The organism is Streptomyces lushanensis (genome assembly GCF_001700515.1).
Classification (GTDB): domain Bacteria; phylum Actinomycetota; class Actinomycetes; order Streptomycetales; family Streptomycetaceae; genus Streptomyces; species Streptomyces lushanensis.
Window position 1 is genome coordinate 1 of record NZ_MAUD01000255.1, and the last position, 17,847, is coordinate 17,847.

Here is a 17,847-nt window from a genome sequence, read left to right on the forward strand (position 1 = left end):
TCAAGGAAGGCACCACCGGCGGCAAGGTCGTCGGCAACACCTTCGACGGCTCGAAGCTGAGCGGCTCGCACAACGACTCCTGGGTCGACGCCAAGGGCAACGACTGGCTGATCCAGGGCAACACCGGGCGCCACGCCCTGGAGGACGGCTTCCAGACCCATCAGATCCTCAAGGGCTGGGGCACCGGAAACACCTTCAAGGGCAATACCGCGCAGGTGGACGGGCCCGGTTACGGCTTCAACCTCACCTCCGACGGCAACACGGTCGGCTGCGACAACAAGGTGACCGGCGCGGCCAAGGGTCTCGCCAATGTCGACTGCGCCTCCTGACGGAGACGGACCGCCGACCGATCCGCCCGGTCGGACCGATCCGTCCCCGCCGGCCCGGCCGGACCGATCCACCCGGTCGGCAACCGGTCGGTCCCGTCCCACCGGACCCATCCGCTCCACAGGATCCACCCGTTCCACCGTCCCTACGCTCCCGACGCTCCTGGAGGCCGGCATGACCACCCCATCCCCTCGTCTCACCGTCATCGGCACCGGCTATCTCGGAGCCACGCACGCCATCTGCATGGCCATCCTGGGCTTCGACGTCCTCGGCGTGGATGTGGATCCGGTCAAGATCGAGCGGCTGCGCTCGGGCGAGGTGCCCTTCTTCGAGCCCGGTCTGCCCGAACTGCTCGCCAAGGCCCTGGACTCCGGGCGGCTGCGCTTCACGACGAGCTCCGAGGAGGCCGCCGAGTTCGGCGACGTCCACTTCATCTGTGTGGGAACACCGCAGCAGAAGGATTCGCACGCGGCCGATCTGACCTATGTCGACAGCGCGGTCGAGTCGCTCGCCCGGCACTTGCGCGGACGCGCGCTGGTGGTCGGCAAGTCCACCGTGCCGGTGGGCACCGCGGCCCGGCTGACCGAGCTGGTGCAGCGGGTGGCACCGGCCGGTACGGACGTGGAACTGGCCTGGAACCCGGAGTTCCTGCGTGAGGGCTACGCGGTGGAGGACACCCTGAGACCCGACCGGCTGGTGTTCGGTACGGACTCGGAGTGGGCCGAGCAGCAGCTCCGGGCCGCCTTCGCGCCGGTCATCGCCCAGGGCACTCCCGTGGTGGTGACCGATCTGCCGACCGCCGAGCTGGTCAAGGTCGCGGCCAACTCCTTCCTCGCCACCAAGATCTCGTACATCAACGCGATGGCGGAGGTCTGCGAGGCCACCGGCGCCGATGTGACGGGGCTGGCGACCGCGCTCGCCTACGACGACCGGATAGGCGGCCGGTTCCTGAAGCCGGGGCTCGGCTTCGGCGGCGGCTGCCTGCCCAAGGACATCAGGGCCTTCAGCCACCGGGCCGAGGAGCTGGGCGTCGGCCAGGCCGTCGCGTTCCTGCGCGAGGTGGACGGCATCAACCAGCGCCGCCGTGCCCGTACCGTCGACCTGGTACGCGAACTGACCGGCGGTGAACTCACCGGCGTCCGGGTGACCGCGCTGGGCGCGGCGTTCAAGCCCAACTCCGACGACATACGTGACGCGCCGGCGCTGGACGTGGCCAGAACGCTCCACCGGTCGGGCGCTCAGGTGACGGTCGTCGACCCGGCGGCCACGGAGAACGCGCGCCGCGCCTTCCCCGAACTGGACTACGCGACGGACGCGATGACGGCCGCGGCCGGCGCCGATGTGGTGCTGCTGCTCACCGAGTGGACCCAGTTCCGCGAGATCGATCCCCACGCGATGGGCGAGGTGGTCGGCCGGCGCCGTATCGTCGACGGCCGCCACGCCCTCGACCCGGCCCAGTGGCGCGCGGCAGGCTGGGAGTACCGGGCCCTCGGCCGCCCCTGATTCCCCGTACCGGGCCGGCCGGACCCTCCGCATCGGCGGACGCTCCGTACCGGCCCGGCTCCCCGGGTCGTACACGGCCCGGCGCCCGGCCGGTCGCTCGACCGGTTTCACGGGCCGTAGGACACAACCCGCACGTCGTGGGCCCTGGCGCCGTTGTCCGTGGGGACATCGCTGATCCGCCCGCCGCACGACGGCGCGCACTCCTTCACCGGCAGGGCGGCGTCGCCTCCGTCCGCGACGCCGGTCCACGCCTTCGCGAGCACCGCCCGGCGCACCTCCCCGCCGGCGCCCCTGCCGCGTGCTGAGCATCATCACCTGGTCGCCGAGTCCGGCGACGGCCACGCCGCCGTGCCACCGAGCCGCCGAGCCGCCGAGCCGGTCGAGCCGGTCGAGCCGTGAAACGGGACGGCATGCGAGACGTGCGAGAACCGTTGACAAATCGGTGACATGATTGGAACCTTTGACTCGCAAAAACATGGATAACTAGCTCAATTTTTTTGCGCTCTCCGTGCAACTTCACAGCAGGTCCTCTCGGTCGCCTGCTGCGGTCCGTCACCGCACCGCGTACCACGAGCTCACGCACCACGCACCACGCACCTCACGCACCCGCTAGACGCGTGACGCGGGTCCCGCGCGTCGCACGGCCGGTCCGGATCCGCGGGCCGCCGCTCTCTCGTTCCGACGAACAGAGGACACCATGAAACGGAAACAGCTCCGCTGGCGGCTGATCATCGGCGCGGTCGTGGCCGCCATGATCTCCTTCGGGCTCCTGCCCGTCTCCGCCTCCGCGGCCGAGCGCCCCAATCTCTCCCTCGGCAGATCCGCCTCGGCGAGCGGATCCGAGGGAAGCCATCCCGCCTCCAATGTCACCGACGGCAACCAGGCGACGTACTGGGAGGGGCCGAACAACGCCTTCCCGGCGTGGATACGGGTCGACCTGGGCGAGAACACCGATGTCGACCGGGTGGTGCTCAAGCTGCCGACGACCTGGGAGGCCCGTACCCAGGCCCTCAGCGTGCAGGGCAGCACCGACGGGAACACCTTCGGCACCCTCTCCGCCTCGCAGGGGCGCGCCTTCACGCCGGGCGCGGGCAATACCGTCACCATCGACTTCACCGTCACGAGCGTCCGTTATGTACGGCTGAACATCACCGGCAACACGGGCTGGCCCGCCGGCCAGGTCTCCGAGTTCGAGATCTACGGTCCGGAGAGTGACGGCGGCGACGGAGGTGACGGGGGCGACGGCGAGGAGCCCACCGGCACCAACCTCGCCCGTGGCAAGGCCATCTCCGCGTCGTCGACGGTCTTCAACTTCGTCGCCGCCAACGCCAACGACGACAACACCGGCACCTACTGGGAGTCCGCCGGCCACCCGTCGAACCTGACGGTGAAGCTCGGCGCCAACGCCGACCTCAGCGCCGTCGTGGTCAAGCTCAACCCCGACGCGGTATGGGGCACCCGTACCCAGAGCATCCAGGTGCTCGGCCGGGACCAGGCCGCCACCGGCTTCACCTCGCTGTCGGCCCGCGCCAACCACACCTTCAATCCGGCGACGAACCAGAACTCGGTGACCATCCCGGTCACCGGACGCGCCGCCGACGTCCAGCTCCAGATCTTCAGCAACACCGGCGCCGGCGGCGGCCAGGTCGCCGAGTTCCAGGTCATCGGAACACCCGCGCCCAACCCGGACCTGACCGTCTCGGCCCTGTCGTGGACCCCCGCCTCGCCGGTGGAGAGCGACACGATCAGGGTGAACGCGACCGTACGGAACGCCGGAACGGCCGCGTCCGGCGCGACCACCGTCAATGTCAGCCTGGGCGGAGTCGTGGCCGGCACCGCTCCGGTGGGCGCGCTCGCCGCGGGCGCCTCGACCACGGTCGCGGTCGACGTCGGCCGGCGCGCGATGGGGAGTTACCGCGTCACCTCGGTGGTGGACCCGACCGACACGATCATCGAGCAGGACAACAACAACAACAGTTTCACCGCGACCTCGGAGCTGGTGGTCGCGCAGAGCCCCGGTCCCGACCTCCAGGTCCTCGGCATCGAGTCCAGCCCGCAGAATCCGGCCGTGGGCGCGCCGGTCCGCTTCACCGTGGCGGTGAAGAACCGGGGCACCACCGCGACGGGCGCCACCACGGTCACGCGCGTGGCGGTGGGCGGCACCACGCTCAACACCGACACCCCGTCGATCGCCGCCGGCGCGACGGCCAGTGTGAGCGTCAACGGCACATGGACCGCCACCAACGGCGGAGCCACCGTCGTCGCCACCGCCGACGCGACCAACACCGTCGCCGAGACCAACGAGACCAACAACACGTTCTCGCACTCGATCGTGGTCGGGCGCGGCGCGGCGGTCCCGTACACCGAGTACGAGGCCGAGTCGGGCCGCTACCAGGGCACCCTGCTGGAGGCCGACCCGCTGCGCACCTTCGGGCACACCAACTTCGCCTCCGAGTCCTCCGGGCGCAAGTCGGTGAGGCTGAACAGCACCGGCCAGTTCGTGGAGTTCACCTCGACCAACCCGGCGAACTCGATCGTGGTGCGCAACTCCATCCCCGACGCCCCGGGCGGCGGCGGCGCGGAAGCCACCATCAGCCTCTACGCCAATGACACCTTCGTCCGGAAGCTGACGCTCTCGTCGAAGCACAGCTGGCTGTACGGCGACACCGACGGACCCGAGGCCCTGACCAACACGCCTCAGGCCGACGCCAGGCGGCTGTTCGACGAGTCGCACGCGCTGCTGTCGACCACGTACCCGGTCGGCACGAAGTTCCGGTTGCAGCGTGACGCGAACGACTCGGCGTCCTTCTACATCATCGACCTGATCGATCTGGAGCAGGTGGCGCCGCCCGCCAGCAAGCCGGCCGAGTGCACCTCGATCACGGCGTACGGCGCGGTGCCCGACGACGGCCTCGACGACACGGAAGCCATCCAGCGCGCGGTGACGGCCGACCAGGAAGGCACCATCTCCTGTGTCTGGATCCCGGCGGGCCAGTGGCGCCAGGAGAAGAAGATCCTCACCGACGACCCGCTGAACCGCGGACAGTACAACCAGGTGGGCATCAGCAACGTCACGATCCGCGGCGCGGGCATGTGGCACTCCCAGCTCTACACGCTGACCGAGCCGCACCAGGCCGTCGGCAGCATCAACCACCCGCACGAGGGCAACTTCGGCTTCGACATCGACAACAACACCCAGATATCCGACATCGCCATCTTCGGCTCCGGCACCATCCGCGGCGGCCCCGGCGGCGCCGAGGGCGGTGTCGGTCTGAACGGGCGCTTCGGCAAGAACACCAAGATCGCCAATGTCTGGATCGAGCACGCCAACGTCGGTGTCTGGGTCGGCCGCGACTACGACAACATCCCCGACCTCTGGGGACCCGGCGACGGCCTGGAGTTCAGCGGGATGCGTATCCGCAACACCTACGCCGACGGCATCAACTTCACCAACGGCACGAGCAACTCGCGGGTGTTCAACTCCTCCTTCCGCACCACCGGTGACGACTCGCTGGCCGTCTGGGCCAACCGGTACGTGAAGGACCCGTCGGTCAACATCGCGCACGACAACCAGTTCCTCAACAACACCGTGCAGCTGCCCTGGCGGGCGACCGGCATCGCGGTCTACGGCGGCTACGGCAACAAGATCGAGAACAACCTGATCTACGACACGGCGAACTACCCGGGCATCATGCTGGCGACCGACCACGATCCGCTGCCCTTCTCCGGGCAGACCCTGATCGCCAACAACGCCCTCCACCGCACCGGCGGCGCCTTCTGGAACGAGGATCAGGAGTTCGGCGCCATCACACTGTTCCCGCAGGCCAGGGATATCCCCGGGGTCACGATCCGGGACACCGACATCTACGACTCGACGTACGACGGCATCCAGTTCAAGACGGGCGGCGGCAACATGCCGAACGTCGCGATCAGCAATGTGAAGATCGACAAGTCCAACAACGGCGCCGGGATCCTGGCCATGAGCGGCGCGCGCGGCAACGCGACGCTGTCGAACGTGACCATCACGAACTCGGCCGACGGCAACATCGTCACCCAGCCGGGATCGACCTTCGTGATCACGGGCGGGGCCGCGGGAGCCGCACGCAACCGCGAGTGAGCGACTGACCGGCACCATCGGCGCACCACGGCCGGTGTGACGGCTCCCTCTCCTTGACGGAGGGGGCCGTCGCACCGGCCTCGCTGTCTTCCGGCGCCCGGACGCGTGCCCGACGCGGACCCGGACACCCGGCTCACCCGGCCGAGTCGAGGGCCGACCAGGTGGTGGCGGGCAGGTCGTGGGCGCTCCAGTCGGCGGCGGAGGTGACCTCTTGGGGGGAGCGGAAGCCGGCTACGACGGTGGCCACGGTGGCATCGCGCAGGGGGAAGCGGACGGCGGCGTGGGGGAGGGTCGTGCCGTGGCCGGTACAGATGCCGGCGAGGCGGCGGGCCCGGTGGAGCAGGGCGGCGGGGGCCGGGCCGTAGTCGAAGAACGCGTCGTCGGGCGGATACGGGCGGCTGAGCAGACCGGAGTTGAACGGCGCCGCCGCGACCACCGAGACACCGCGCCGCGCGCACGCGTCCAGCAGGGGGCGGGCGGTGCGGTCGACCAGGGTCCAGCGGCCGGCCACCATCACGGCGTCCACGTCCGCCTCGGCGACGGTCCGGAGCAGAGGGGCGACGGTGTTCATGCCGACGCCGACGGCGCCGACGACGCCCTGGTCGCGCAGGTCCGCCAGCGCGGGCAGCGCCTGGTCGAGGGCGGTGTCGAGATGGTCGTCGGGATCGTGGACGTAGACGATGTCCACTCGGTCCAGACCCAGCCTGGTCAGGCTGCCCTCCAGGCAGCGCAGAACGCCGTCCCGTGAGTAGTCGGGGCGGCGGACCATCGTGTCCGGTACGGCGAAGCCGCCCGCGGCCAGGTCGGATCCGGTGGGGGCGGGATGGGGTTCCAGCAGCCGGCCGACCTTGGTGGAGACGGTGAACTCCGCCCGTGGCCGGTGGGCGAGTGCCGCGCCGAGCCGCCGTTCGGAGAGTCCGAGGCCGTAGTGCGGAGCGGTGTCGTAGTAGCGGACTCCGGCGTCCCAGGCGGCCTCGACCGTGGCCCGAGCCCGGTCGTCGTCGAGCGGCGTGTAGAGATTGCCGAGGGGGGCGCCGCCGAATCCCAGGGCGCCGACGAGGACGTCCGTACGGCCGAGCCGGCGGTCGCGGCCGAGCGCGCGGGCCGTCACGCGGCGGTCCCGTACCGGCGCGGAGCGGGCAGGCCGCGGGGCCGCGGCCGGTCGCGCACGCCGAGGTCCCGCGGCTGGTCATGAGCGTCGATGCGCACCGTTCCTGGATCCTTCGGTCGGTCGGCGGGGGTTCGTGGTGGCGGGGCCGCGGCGTCGTGGGGCCGCGGCGTGGTACGGCCTCAGTCGAGGTGGAAGATCTCCTCCGCCGGGGCCCACCACTCCCCCTCGGCCACCCCGTCCAGCGGCTGCTGGCACGGATCGGTCAGCGCCCACCACTCACGGGAGACCGGATCGGCGGCGATCGCCGCCGTGTCGGCGGCGTAGTCGGTCCCGGTGTACTCCAGGTAGCTGAACAGCAGCCCGTCCCGCAGGAAGATGGAGTAGTTGCCGATGTTGGCCCGCTTGAGGGCCGCGAGCACGTCCGGCCACGCGGCGGCGTGCAGCGCGCGGTACTCCGCCTCCTTCTCGGGCCGCAGCCGGATCACGGCGGCGAAGCGCCTCACGGCTCAGCCCTCCTTTCCCGGGCGGCGAGCGGGGCTCCGAGTCCGTCGAAGCCCGTCGAGGTCCGTCGAACGGGTCCCATGACGGGCACGATCACTCATGTCAGGCCTCCCCGAAGGTCCGTCGTCGTATTGATCCACTTCGAAGGATCTGCTTCATCCGACAGGCAGGACCTTAAGGATCCGATCTCTTGCACGCAATAGTTGTGCATGAGACATCCCTTTTGAGGCGATAAGCGCCGAATCAAGGGGCCGGTGAACGAAGTTTCTTCCGGACTCTTCTCAACGCGTAACGCGGATGTCATAGTTGCCCCCGCCGATGAACCTGATTAATCCGACATGGAAAACGGGGGTCACACCATGGCAGCTCCATCCCAGCTCCCCGGCGGAGAGGATGACGACGCGTCGCGTCCGTACCGGCCGGGGTACGAGCTGGTCGCCGAGCAGCTCCTCAACTACATCGCCGAGCAGAATCTGCGCTCCGGCGACCGGCTGCCGACCGAACAGGGCCTGGCGCAGATCCTGGGCGCCTCCCGCAATGTCACCCGCGAGGCGGTGAAGGTCCTGGCCGCCATCGGCCGGCTGAGCGTGCGGCGCGGCGCGGGAATCTTCGTCGCCGACTCGGGCGGCGGGCTGGTGGACGACCATCTCTCGCACTTCCGGCCGACGAGCATGGAAGACGTCCTGATGCTCCTCGACTACCGGACGGTGATCGAGTCGGAGACGGCGCGCCGCGCCGCCACCCTCGCCACTCCGATCGAGGTCAGGGCCGTGCGGGAGTGCGCCGAGACCACGCTGGTGGCGGCCAGGGCGGCCGACAGCCACAGCTTCGCCAAGGCCGACGAGGCGTTCCACGACGCGGTGGGCGCCGCCGCGCACAACGTGTTCCTCAGATCGAGCGTCGCCGGTGTGCGGCGCCTGGCGTCACAGTCCGATGTGCTGCTCTTCCACGGTGACGCTCCCGGGTCGCTGGAAGTCGCCGCACGACAGCATCTCGCCATAGCCGAGGCGGTCGCCGCGGGGGAGGCCGATCTCGCCGGTGAGCTGATGGTGGAGCACATCGCCACCACACAGAGCCAGTTCGAACGGAAGATACGCGACCGGCTGTTCAACCTCGACGGCCGGGGCGCGACCGGCACCCCCGGAACGGCCGGCACCGCCGGCGCCTCCGGAACACCCGCACGGCCTCCGAGGGGCACCGGGGAGGATCCCCTGTCCCCGGAGACATCCGCCTCGTGAACCCACGGGCACCGCACACCGCATGACCCAGCACCACCGCACCACCGCACCACCACGGCTCGCGGACCGAGCCGCCCAACGCCGGGGGAACCCGGAGGACGACCGGGTTCCCCCACTGTCACTTCCTTCAGGCGATTGGATTTCCGTGTCTGTACCGTCTGCTCGCAGGAGCGCGTTCCCACCGCTCCGAAGAACACTGATAACCGCCCTCTCCCTGGCAGCCGCTGCCGCGCCGCTGCTCACCGCACCGGCCCAGGCGTCCCCCTCGCGCGCGTCCGGCCTGGACGTCTATGTCTCGCCGTCAGGCCGGGACTCCGGCTCCGGCACCGCCGCCCGTCCGTTCAGGACGCTGGAACACGCGAGGGACTACGTACGCGAGGCCAAGGAGAAGGTCCGCGGTGATGTCCACGTACGGCTGATGTCCGGTACGTACCAGCTCAGCCGTACCTTCGCCCTCACCGCCCGGGACTCCGGCGAGGACGGCCGGCGGATCGTCTACGAGGCCGCGCCCGGCGCGCGGCCGGTGATCAGCGGCGGCAGGCGGATCACCGGCTGGACCCCGGCCGACGCGTCGGGGAAGGTCTTCAAGGCCCCCGTCGGCGATCTCGACACCCGTCAGCTCTATGTCAACGGCGAGCTCAAGACCCGGGCACGCGGCGCGACGAACCCGTCCGGCTTCGGCAAGACGGCCACCGGCTACACCTTCACCGACAGCTCCATCAGCGGCTACCGGCGCCCCCAGGACCTGGAGGTGATCAGCAAGTGGGGCTGGAAGATGATGCGCTGCCCCGTGGCGTCCGTCTCCGGCGACGCGATGACGATGCGCCAGCCCTGCTGGCGCAACGCCCACCTCCAGTCGGGCCAGGAGATGCAGAACCCGTCCTGGCTGGAGAACGCCCGCGAGCTGCTGGACTCCCCCGGTGAGTGGTATCTGGACAAGGGCCGGGACGAGATCTACTACATGCCCGAGGACGGCCAGGACCTGTCCGCCGCCACCGTCACGGTGCCGCTCGTACAGGACCTGGTCGATCTGAACGGCACCAGGGGCAGGCCGGTCACCGATGTCTCCTTCGAGGGCATCACCTTCTCCTACTCCACCTGGCTCGCGCCCAGTTCGCCCGACGGACACATCGAGGGCCAGGCGGGCTTCCGGATGGTCGGCGAGAACAATCCCGACTTCGACTCCACCCGGCTGAACTGGCAGAAGACACCCGGCGCCGTCAATGTGACCCATGGCCACCGGATCGGGTTCAGCGGCAACACCTTCACGCATCTCGGCGCCGTCGGCCTGAACCTGAACACCGGGACGCAGGACACCGGCATCACGGGCAACGTCTTCCGCCAGATCGCCGCCACCGGTATCCAGATCGGCGGTGTCGAGGCCGGTGACGCCCATCCCGGCGACCGGCGGGACATCACCAGGAACGTGACGGTCGACAACAACGTCGTCACCAAGGCCGCCGACCAGTACAACGGTTCGCTGGGCATCCTGGCCGGCTACACCGATCACACCGTGATCACCCACAACAAGGTCTACGACCTGCCCTACAGCGGTATCTCCGTCGGCTGGGGCTGGGGCCTGACCGACAAGGGCGGCAACAGCGCCTATCCGAACAACGCGGGCGTCCCCGTCTGGGACACCCCCACCACCAGCCGGAACACCCTCGTCACCAACAACGACATCGGCGACATCATGAAGTCGCAGGCGGACGGCGGCGGTGTGTACACCCTGAGCGCCAACCCGGGCGGCGAGGTCTCCGGCAACTACATCCACGGCATCCCGGAGCCCGCGTACGGCGCGGTCTACCACGACGAGGGCAGCCGTTACTGGAAGAACACCGGCAACGCCTTCTGCGACGTGTCCTTCCAGTGGCTGCTGATGAACCACGCCGAGGACAACACCGTGACCGCCAACTACACCAGCAACCCCCGCTTCAGCGTCCAGTACCTGAGCAGGAACAACGACGTCAACGGGAACATCACGGTCGGCTCCTGCGACCAGCTCCCGGCCTCGATCGTCAGCAACGCCGGTCTCCAGCCGCGCTACCGCCATCTCGACCCGGGCCCGGCCGTCACCGACCGCGAGGCGCCCACCGCGCCCGGTGCTCCCACCGCGGTCACCGACTTCCCGACCGTCGCCGACCTCACCTGGGCGCCGTCCACCGACGCCAAGGGCGTCACGGGCTACTCCGTCCACCGCGACGGCAGGCTCGTCAGCGCCACCGGCACGAACTCGGTACGTATACCCGGGCTGACGGCGGGCACGACGTACACCTTCCGGATCACCGCGCGCGACGCCGCCGGCAACGAGTCCCGGCCGAGCCGGGAGGTGAGGGTCACCACGCCCGCCGGCGGCGACCTGGCGCTGAAGAAGCCCGTCAGCTACTCGTCGTACTCGGAGGACAACACCCCCGGGAAGGCGGTCGACGGCGACCTGTCCACCCGCTGGGCCCAGGGCCTCGGACTGCCCGACCCCTCCTGGATCCAGGTGGACCTCGGCGCGCAGTACGACGTGAACGGCGCGATCACCACCTTCGAGAAGAGCAGCGGCTACCGCTACCGCGTCGAGGTGTCGCCGGACGAGGTCGACTGGAGGACGCTGGAGGACCACACCGCCGCGGACACCTCGGCGATGACCAGCTACTTCCACACCGCCTCGCCGGCCGCCGGCCGCTTCGTACGGCTGACGGTCACCGGATCGCGCGGCAACGGCGGCAGCGTCTTCGACTTCCAGGTCTACGGCACGCCCCGGGCGCCCGGCTCGGACCGTACGCCTCCCTCGGCCCCCGGACAGGTCGGCGTCACGCCGCTGCTGCCCGGCCTGGCGGACCTGCGCTGGCCCGCCGCGACCGATGACACGGGCGTGACCAGCTATGTCGTCTACCAGGACGGCAAGCGGATCGCCGTCACCGACGCCACCACCCTGCGGGTCTCCGGGCTGACCCCGGAGACGAGGTACTCCTTCACCGTCGTGGCCCGGGACGCCGTGCTGAACACCTCCGGGCCCAGTGCGGCGGGTGTCATCACCATGCCCGCCGACAACGACCTGGCGCTGCGCAAGCCGGTCACCGCCTCGTCGTACTCGGAGGACCACACCCCCGAGAGGGCGGTCGACGGCGACCTGTCCACCCGCTGGGCCCAGGGCCTCGGACTGCCCGACCCCTCCTGGATCCAGGTGGACCTCGGCAAGGACACGGAGGTCTCCAGCGTGGTGACCACCTTCGAGCTGCCCAGCGGCTACCAGTACCGCCTGGAGTACTCGACCGACGGTACGGCGTGGTCCGTCTTCGAGGACCACACCTCCGCGAACACCACGTCGGCGGCCAACTACTCGTTCGCCGACCAGCCCGTCACCGCCCGCTATGTGCGGCTGACCGTCACCGGCTCCAGCTGGAACGGCGGCAGCATCTACGGGCTCCAGGTGTACGGCGACTTCTGACCCGTACGGCGAGTCCTGACCCGTCACCCGTACGCCCGCCCCGGACGTACAGGCCCCCACCGGGCCGGCACGCTCACACAGAAACGAAAGCCAGGATGAAGATCACCCATGTCGAAGTACACCGGATCGACGTTCCGGCGGCCAGTCCGCCCTTCCGCTGGAGGGACGGGCTGAGCGGAAGCGCTCCGGTGGGCGACGGCGCGGTGCTGCGCATCGGCACCGACGAGGGAGCCGAGGGGGTGGCTCTCTTCGCCCGGCCGGGAGCCTTCACCACCCTGCGGAGCCTGGTTGATCTGGTCTTCCGTGACGAACTGGTCGGAGCCGATCCGTTCCAGCGGGAGTGGCTGTGGCACCGGGTGTGGGAGCTGGACCGTATCCATGAACTCCCGCTCCCCGCCCTGGGCCTGGTCGACATCGCCCTGTGGGACCTGGCGGGCCGCTACCACGGCGAGCCGGTCTGGCGGCTGCTCGGCGGCTTCCGGGAGTCGATCCCGGCCTACGCCTCCACCTCGACGTTCTCCAGTGTCGCGGAGTTCCTCGATGTGGCGGACCAGTGCCTGGAACTGGGCTACCGCGGTATCAAGCTGCACGCCTGGGGTGACGCCCGCCGTGACGCCGAGCTCTGTCTGGCGCTGCGCGAGCACGTCGGTCCCTCGGTGCCGCTGATGTACGACGGGTCGGCCGGCTTCGACCTGCCCGACGCGATCCGGCTCGGGCGGGCACTGTCCGAGGCGGACTACCTCTGGTACGAGGAGCCGATGCGGGAGTTCAGCATCTCCGCGTACCAGCGGCTGGCGACGGCCGTGGACATCCCGCTGCTGGTCGCCGAGACCTCCGACGGGGCGCACATGAACTCCGCGGACTTCATCAGGGCCGGCGCCGCCACCTTCGGCGTACGGGCCGGCACCACCCTCCGGGGCGGGATCACCGGTGCCATGCGCACCGCGCATCTCGCCGACGCCTACCGGCTCCGTGCCGAGGTGCACGGTTCGGACATCCCGAACCACCACCTGTGCATGGCCATCTCCAACACCACCTACTACGAGTCCCTGGTGACCGCGACGAAGGTCGTCCGCGAACGCCATGTGGACGCTCAGGGCCTGGTCCACGCCCCCACGGCGCCCGGCATAGCCCTCCCGCTCGACTTCGGCTACGGAAGTGAACTCCAGCGCTTCGTCGAGCAGCCGCGCTGACCGGGCGGTGGCCGGACGGCGACCGTCCGTCCGGCCACCGCACCCGGCGCCCCCATCCGGCGCGTTCCCTGTCCCCCGCGTGAACAAGCGCGAGCAGAAGTACGTACAAGAAAGGCAAGACGATGAGGTCTTCCGGATCTCCGAGAGCCGACCGGCGCCGTACCGCGATACGCACCGCCGCCGCCGCGCTCTCGCTGGCCACCGCGGCCGTGCTGGCGGGCTGTGCCAGCGCCGACACCTCCACCGATTCATCCTCCTCCTCGGGGACGGAGTTCAAGCCGGCCGCGCAGAAGGACGGTTCCAAGATCACGGTGTGGGCCGACTCCACCCGGCTGCCGTCGGTGCAGGCGTACCAGAAGTCGCACCCGGACGTGCCGATGGAGATCGTCACCTACGACGGCGGCGCCGACGGCTCCACGTATCTCCAGACGAAGGTGCAGCTCTTCGACCGGACCGGCAGCGGCTGGCCGGACGTGGTGTTCGGCTCGCCCACCGACATGACCTGGGCGTCCGAGCCCACCAAGCCCGGCGCGCAGCCCTTCGCCGCGCCGCTGGACGACAAGCTCGTGCCCAAGAGCACACTGGACGGCTTCGCCAAGGGCTCCCTCGCGCCCTGCCAGTTCAACGGCCACACCTACTGCGTGCGCAACGACATCGCGCAGGTGGTCCTCTGGTACAACAAGTCGCTCATGGACAAGTGGGGCTACGAGGTGCCCGCCACCTGGGAGCAGTACGAGGCCCTGGGCAAGCGGATCGCCAAGGAGCACCCCGGCTATCTGGTCGGCTCGGTCGGTGACACCAACTCCCACGAGTCGTACTTCTGGTCCGGCCAGTGCCCGGCGTTCGAGCTGGTGAAGCCGGACACACTGCGCAGTGATCTGAAGGACGAGAAGTGCGTCCGGATGGCGACGCTGCTGGACGGGCTGATCTCCGCGAAGGCCGTCACCACCAAGGGCTTCTTCAGCCAGGGCTTCGCCAAGGACAGCGGCGGCAAGGTGGCGATGGCGTACGGCCCGTCCTGGTACGGCCAGTACCTGTTCAAGTCCGCCTTCAAGACGCCGGCCAAGCAGATCGCCGTGGCGCCCCCGCTGACCTGGGAGGGTGAGACCACGGCCGCCACCGGCAATGTCGGCGGCGGGGTGTGGATGGTGTCCTCGCACAGCGCCAACCTCAAGGCGTCCACGGATCTGGCCACCTGGCTGACCACCTCCGACGAGAACCAGGCGTCCGCGCCCACCTACCCGGCCTACACCAAGGCCGCGCGGGCATGGCTGGCCAACCCGGTCAACAGCGACTACTTCGCCAACGACGTGAGCGAGCCGTTCCAGAAGGCCGCCGACCAGGTGTGGACCGGCTGGTCGAACACCCGGTTCTCGGACGCCACCGCCTGGTCCAGCGTCGTCCTGCCCGCCCTGACCTCGGGCAAGAGCCTGGTCGCGACTCTGCCCGCCTGGCAGGAGGAGATCAGCAACCAGGCGAAGGCCGAGGGATACCAGGTGACCGGCGAATGACCCTGCTGGAGACCGAGCGCGTCGCCGTCTCCGCCCTCCGCCGCGGCGCCCTGCCGCGGCGGAGGGGCCCCGGCCTCGCGGGCTACCTCTTCGTCGCGGGCTACGCGGTGCTGCTGCTCGCTTTCGGTGTCTTTCCGACCGGCTACTCGTTCTATCTGGCGCTCACCAACGACCAGGGCCGGTTCACCGGGCTCAACCAGTTCGTGAAGGTCGCCCAGGACTACCGTTTCGTCCCGGCCTTCACCCATATGCTGGTCTATCTGGTCATGTGGCTGGTCGTGCTCGTCGTCCTGGTCGTGCTCGTCGCGGTGGTCCTGCGCAGCCGTGTACGGCCGGGCACCTCGGCGCTCTTCCGCTTCCTGTACTACATTCCCGGCGCCCTCGCCGGCGTCGCGAGCGTCCTGGTCTGGCTGTTCATGCTGGACCCGGATGTCAGTCCGGTGTCATGGCTGCTCAACAGCATGGGCATGCACAGCTTCGCGGCGGTGCTCGCGCCCGGCAACCTGCCGCTGATCCTGATGCTGATCGCCTTCTGGACCGGCGCGGGCGGCTGGATGGTGGTGATGTACGGAGCGCTGAACAACATCCCGGACGAGGTACTGGAAGCCGCCCGGATGGACGGCGCGGGACCCTGGCGTACCGCCTGGCACATCCAGATCCCGATGATCCGGCAGTGGATCGTCTATATGACGATCATGGCCTTCGCCACCGGCACCCAGCTCTTCGTCGAGCCGCAGCTCCTCCAGACCGCGAGCCTCGGCCGGGTGAGTCCCACCTGGTCGCCCAACCAGCTCGCCTACGTCTACGCCTTCCAGCAGGGCGACTTCAACGGCTCCGCCGCCATCTCCGTCTTCCTGCTGGCACTGGGGCTGATCGCCGCGGGTCTGCTGGTCGCCCGGTCGAACCTGTTCACGTTGGACGAGAAATGACACAACTCCCTCTGTCCCCTCCCGCAACCGCCGCGGGCCGGCGCTTCCGGCCCTCCCGGGCCGTCTCCTTCCTGATCGTGGGCCTCCTGCTCGCCGTACTGCTGGTGTTCTTCGTCCTGCCGGTGGTCTGGCTGCTGCTCGCACCGTCGAAGACCGCCGGTCAGGTGGTGCACGACAACCCGCTGTCCTTCGGCTCGTTCGCGCAGATCGGCACCGCCTGGGGGCATCTGTTCGGCTTCCAGGACGGCGCGATGGCCACCTGGCTGCGCAACTCGGCCGTCTACTCCGGCGGTTCGCTCGTCCTGACGCTGGCCGTCAGCGTGCCCGCCGGATACGCGCTGGCGCTGACGAGGTTCCGGGGCCGCAAGACGCTGCTGACCATCACCCTGGTCACGATGATCATGCCGCAGGCCACGCTGGTGCTGCCGGTCTTCCTGGAGCTCAACCGCTTCCATCTGATCGGCACCGTCTGGTCGGTGATTCTGCCCTTCTCCTTCTACCCGTTCGGCGTGTACCTGGTCTACATCTACTTCGGCAGCAGTCTGCCCAGGGATCTGCTGGCCGCCGCGCGGATCGACGGCTGTACGGAGTGGCAGCTCTTCTCCCGTATCGCGCTGCCGCTGGCGAAGCCGGTGGTCGGGCTGGTCGCGTTCTTCAGCTTCGTGGGCAACTGGAACAACTTCTTCCTGCCGTACCTCGTCCTGCCCAACAGCGACCAGTTCCCGGTCCAGGTGGGCCTCAACCAACTGCTCACCTCGACCCCGTCGTTCAATCCGGTGGCCGGTGCCGGACTGGACATCACCATTCCGGAGCTGTCCCTGGCGATTCTGGTCGCTATCCTGCCCGTTCTGGTGCTCTTCCTGTTCTCGCAGCGCACGCTGGTGTCCGGGATGCTCGCCGGAGCGACCAAGGAGTGACGGGCGGTCCCGCCGAGCCGGCCGGGGCCGCGCTGCCGCGTCCCGCGTCCCGTGTCCCGTGTCCCGCCGAACGTCCCGTCCCGATCTGGAGCCGCCGTGGAATCCGAAACCGGTCCGGTCACCTGGCCGCCGCCCGAGCTCGCCGTCGCGCCCGTCCATCTGCCGCCGGCCGCTCCCGCCACCGGAGAGGACGGTGTGCGCCGCTACGACGGGCTCAGTTACGCCACCAACTCCGGCTACCGGCCACGCCTGCTGGACCTGTCCGTACCCGCGGGGGCCGAACCGGCCGCGGTGGTCGTGTGGATCCACGGCGGCGCCTGGATGGAGGGCGACCGGCGCTACCCGCCGCCGACCGTGAGCGCGGATCTCCTCTTCGGCTCGCTGCTGCGCGCGGGGCTGGCCGTCGCCACCGTCGACTACCGCCATGCCCGCGAAGCGCCGTTCCCGGCCCAGCTCCACGACGTCAAGGCGGCCGTGCGCTATCTGCGCCACTACGCCGGGACGCTCGGGATCGACGGGACGCGGATCGGCCTGTGGGGCGAGTCGGCCGGCGGCCATCTGGCCGCGCTGGCCGGACTGACGGGGCCGACGGGGCCGACCGGCACGGCCGATCCCGCGCTCGAAGGCACGGAAGGGATCGCGCAGGGCGACACGACGGTCGCGGCTGTCGTGGGCTGGTACGGAGTCGCCGATGTGGAGGCGCTGCTGACCGAGTGGTCCGGGCCCGACAATCCCCTCCTGACCTTCCTGGGCGCCGACGTGTCCGACCACCCGCGCCTCGCGGCGGCGGCCGGCCCGGTCACCTACGCGCAGGCCCCGGCGCCGCCCTTCCTGCTGATCCACGGCACCCATGACTCCGTCGTCCCCTTCGCCCAGAGCGAGCGGCTGGCCGGGCTCCTGCGGGCCGCGGGCAACCACGCGGAACTCGTCCCCGTACCGGGCGCCGAGCACATCTTCCTGAACGCCGACGTCACTCCCCTGGTCGCCCGCAGTGTCGCCTTCCTGGCCCGCCATCTGCGCGCCACCGCGCCCGGCTCCCCCGCCCCCGATCCGTCCTCGCC

The 17,847-nt window shown here is 69.8% G+C and carries 12 protein-coding genes and 1 pseudogene; 11 read left to right on the forward strand and 2 right to left on the reverse strand.

What is annotated here, in order from left to right:
- The 4 genes and pseudogenes from BFF77_RS20830 to BFF77_RS20840 form a co-directional block, all read left to right on the forward strand.
- Nucleotides 1–329, forward strand: a pseudogene (locus BFF77_RS20830) (right-handed parallel beta-helix repeat-containing protein); the annotation flags it as partial.
- Nucleotides 330–501: 172 nt separating this feature from the next.
- Nucleotides 502–1,830, forward strand: coding sequence for a UDP-glucose dehydrogenase family protein (locus BFF77_RS20835; protein ID WP_066952178.1), 1,329 nt, complete (start codon nucleotides 502–504; stop codon nucleotides 1,828–1,830).
- Between the two features lie 153 nt (nucleotides 1,831–1,983).
- Entirely contained in the window at nucleotides 1,984–2,229 is a 246-nt protein-coding gene (locus tag BFF77_RS35245) for a hypothetical protein (RefSeq protein ID WP_169922698.1), read from the forward strand.
- A 298-nt stretch (nucleotides 2,230–2,527) separates the two neighbouring features.
- Nucleotides 2,528–5,947: a CARDB domain-containing protein gene (locus BFF77_RS20840; protein ID WP_066952180.1), complete on the forward strand. Its 3,420-nt coding sequence runs from the start codon at nucleotides 2,528–2,530 to the stop codon at nucleotides 5,945–5,947.
- A 133-nt stretch (nucleotides 5,948–6,080) separates the two neighbouring features.
- On the opposite strand, the gene BFF77_RS20845 is transcribed toward BFF77_RS20840, so the two are convergent.
- Nucleotides 6,081–7,058 carry an aldo/keto reductase gene (locus BFF77_RS20845; RefSeq protein ID WP_066952182.1) on the reverse strand — a complete coding sequence of 326 codons (978 nt, stop codon included), beginning with the start codon at nucleotides 7,056–7,058 and terminating at the stop codon, nucleotides 6,081–6,083.
- 179 nt (nucleotides 7,059–7,237) lie between these two features.
- The gene (locus BFF77_RS20850) at nucleotides 7,238–7,561 is read right to left on the reverse strand and encodes an L-rhamnose mutarotase (RefSeq protein ID WP_066952184.1); all 324 of its coding nucleotides are present in this window, start codon (nucleotides 7,559–7,561) and stop codon (nucleotides 7,238–7,240) included.
- A 357-nt stretch (nucleotides 7,562–7,918) separates the two neighbouring features.
- On the opposite strand from BFF77_RS20850, the gene BFF77_RS20855 reads away from it, so the two are divergent.
- The 7 genes from BFF77_RS20855 to BFF77_RS20885 all read left to right on the forward strand — a co-directional run.
- The gene (locus tag BFF77_RS20855; protein ID WP_079125346.1) at nucleotides 7,919–8,797 is read left to right on the forward strand and encodes a FadR/GntR family transcriptional regulator; all 879 of its coding nucleotides are present in this window, start codon (nucleotides 7,919–7,921) and stop codon (nucleotides 8,795–8,797) included.
- 418 nt (nucleotides 8,798–9,215) lie between these two features.
- Nucleotides 9,216–12,236, forward strand: coding sequence for a discoidin domain-containing protein (locus BFF77_RS20860; protein WP_245703621.1), 3,021 nt, complete (start codon nucleotides 9,216–9,218; stop codon nucleotides 12,234–12,236).
- 95 nt (nucleotides 12,237–12,331) lie between these two features.
- Complete coding sequence (locus BFF77_RS20865; RefSeq protein WP_066952187.1) at nucleotides 12,332–13,429, forward strand: enolase C-terminal domain-like protein; 1,098 nt, start codon at nucleotides 12,332–12,334, stop codon at nucleotides 13,427–13,429.
- 122 nt (nucleotides 13,430–13,551) lie between these two features.
- Entirely contained in the window at nucleotides 13,552–14,940 is a 1,389-nt protein-coding gene (locus tag BFF77_RS20870) for an ABC transporter substrate-binding protein (protein ID WP_066952189.1), read from the forward strand.
- Nucleotides 14,937–15,869: a carbohydrate ABC transporter permease gene (locus BFF77_RS20875; RefSeq protein ID WP_066952191.1), complete on the forward strand. Its 933-nt coding sequence runs from the start codon at nucleotides 14,937–14,939 to the stop codon at nucleotides 15,867–15,869. Before BFF77_RS20870 ends, BFF77_RS20875 begins: the two co-directional genes overlap by 4 nt.
- Nucleotides 15,866–16,786, forward strand: coding sequence for a carbohydrate ABC transporter permease (locus BFF77_RS20880; protein WP_066952193.1), 921 nt, complete (start codon nucleotides 15,866–15,868; stop codon nucleotides 16,784–16,786). The genes BFF77_RS20875 and BFF77_RS20880 overlap by 4 nt, the downstream gene beginning before the upstream one ends.
- A 96-nt stretch (nucleotides 16,787–16,882) precedes the next feature.
- Nucleotides 16,883–17,847 (forward strand): alpha/beta hydrolase (locus BFF77_RS20885; protein ID WP_066952195.1); only part of this gene is annotated, 965 nt, incomplete at its 3' end.

Excerpts from the sequence above, each read along its gene's own strand:
- BFF77_RS20860 (WP_245703621.1), top strand. The coding sequence starts at position 9,216 with ATGTCCGGTACGTACCAGCTCAGCCGTACCTTCGCCCTCACCGCCCGG.
- BFF77_RS20880 (WP_066952193.1), top strand. The coding sequence starts at position 15,866 with ATGACACAACTCCCTCTGTCCCCTCCCGCAACCGCCGCGGGCCGGCGC.
- BFF77_RS20855 (WP_079125346.1), top strand. The coding sequence starts at position 7,919 with ATGGCAGCTCCATCCCAGCTCCCCGGCGGAGAGGATGACGACGCGTCG.
- BFF77_RS20865 (WP_066952187.1), top strand. The coding sequence starts at position 12,332 with ATGAAGATCACCCATGTCGAAGTACACCGGATCGACGTTCCGGCGGCC.
- BFF77_RS20835 (WP_066952178.1), top strand. The coding sequence starts at position 502 with ATGACCACCCCATCCCCTCGTCTCACCGTCATCGGCACCGGCTATCTC.
- BFF77_RS20840 (WP_066952180.1), top strand. The coding sequence starts at position 2,528 with ATGAAACGGAAACAGCTCCGCTGGCGGCTGATCATCGGCGCGGTCGTG.
- BFF77_RS20875 (WP_066952191.1), top strand. The coding sequence starts at position 14,937 with ATGACCCTGCTGGAGACCGAGCGCGTCGCCGTCTCCGCCCTCCGCCGC.
- BFF77_RS20870 (WP_066952189.1), top strand. The coding sequence starts at position 13,552 with ATGAGGTCTTCCGGATCTCCGAGAGCCGACCGGCGCCGTACCGCGATA.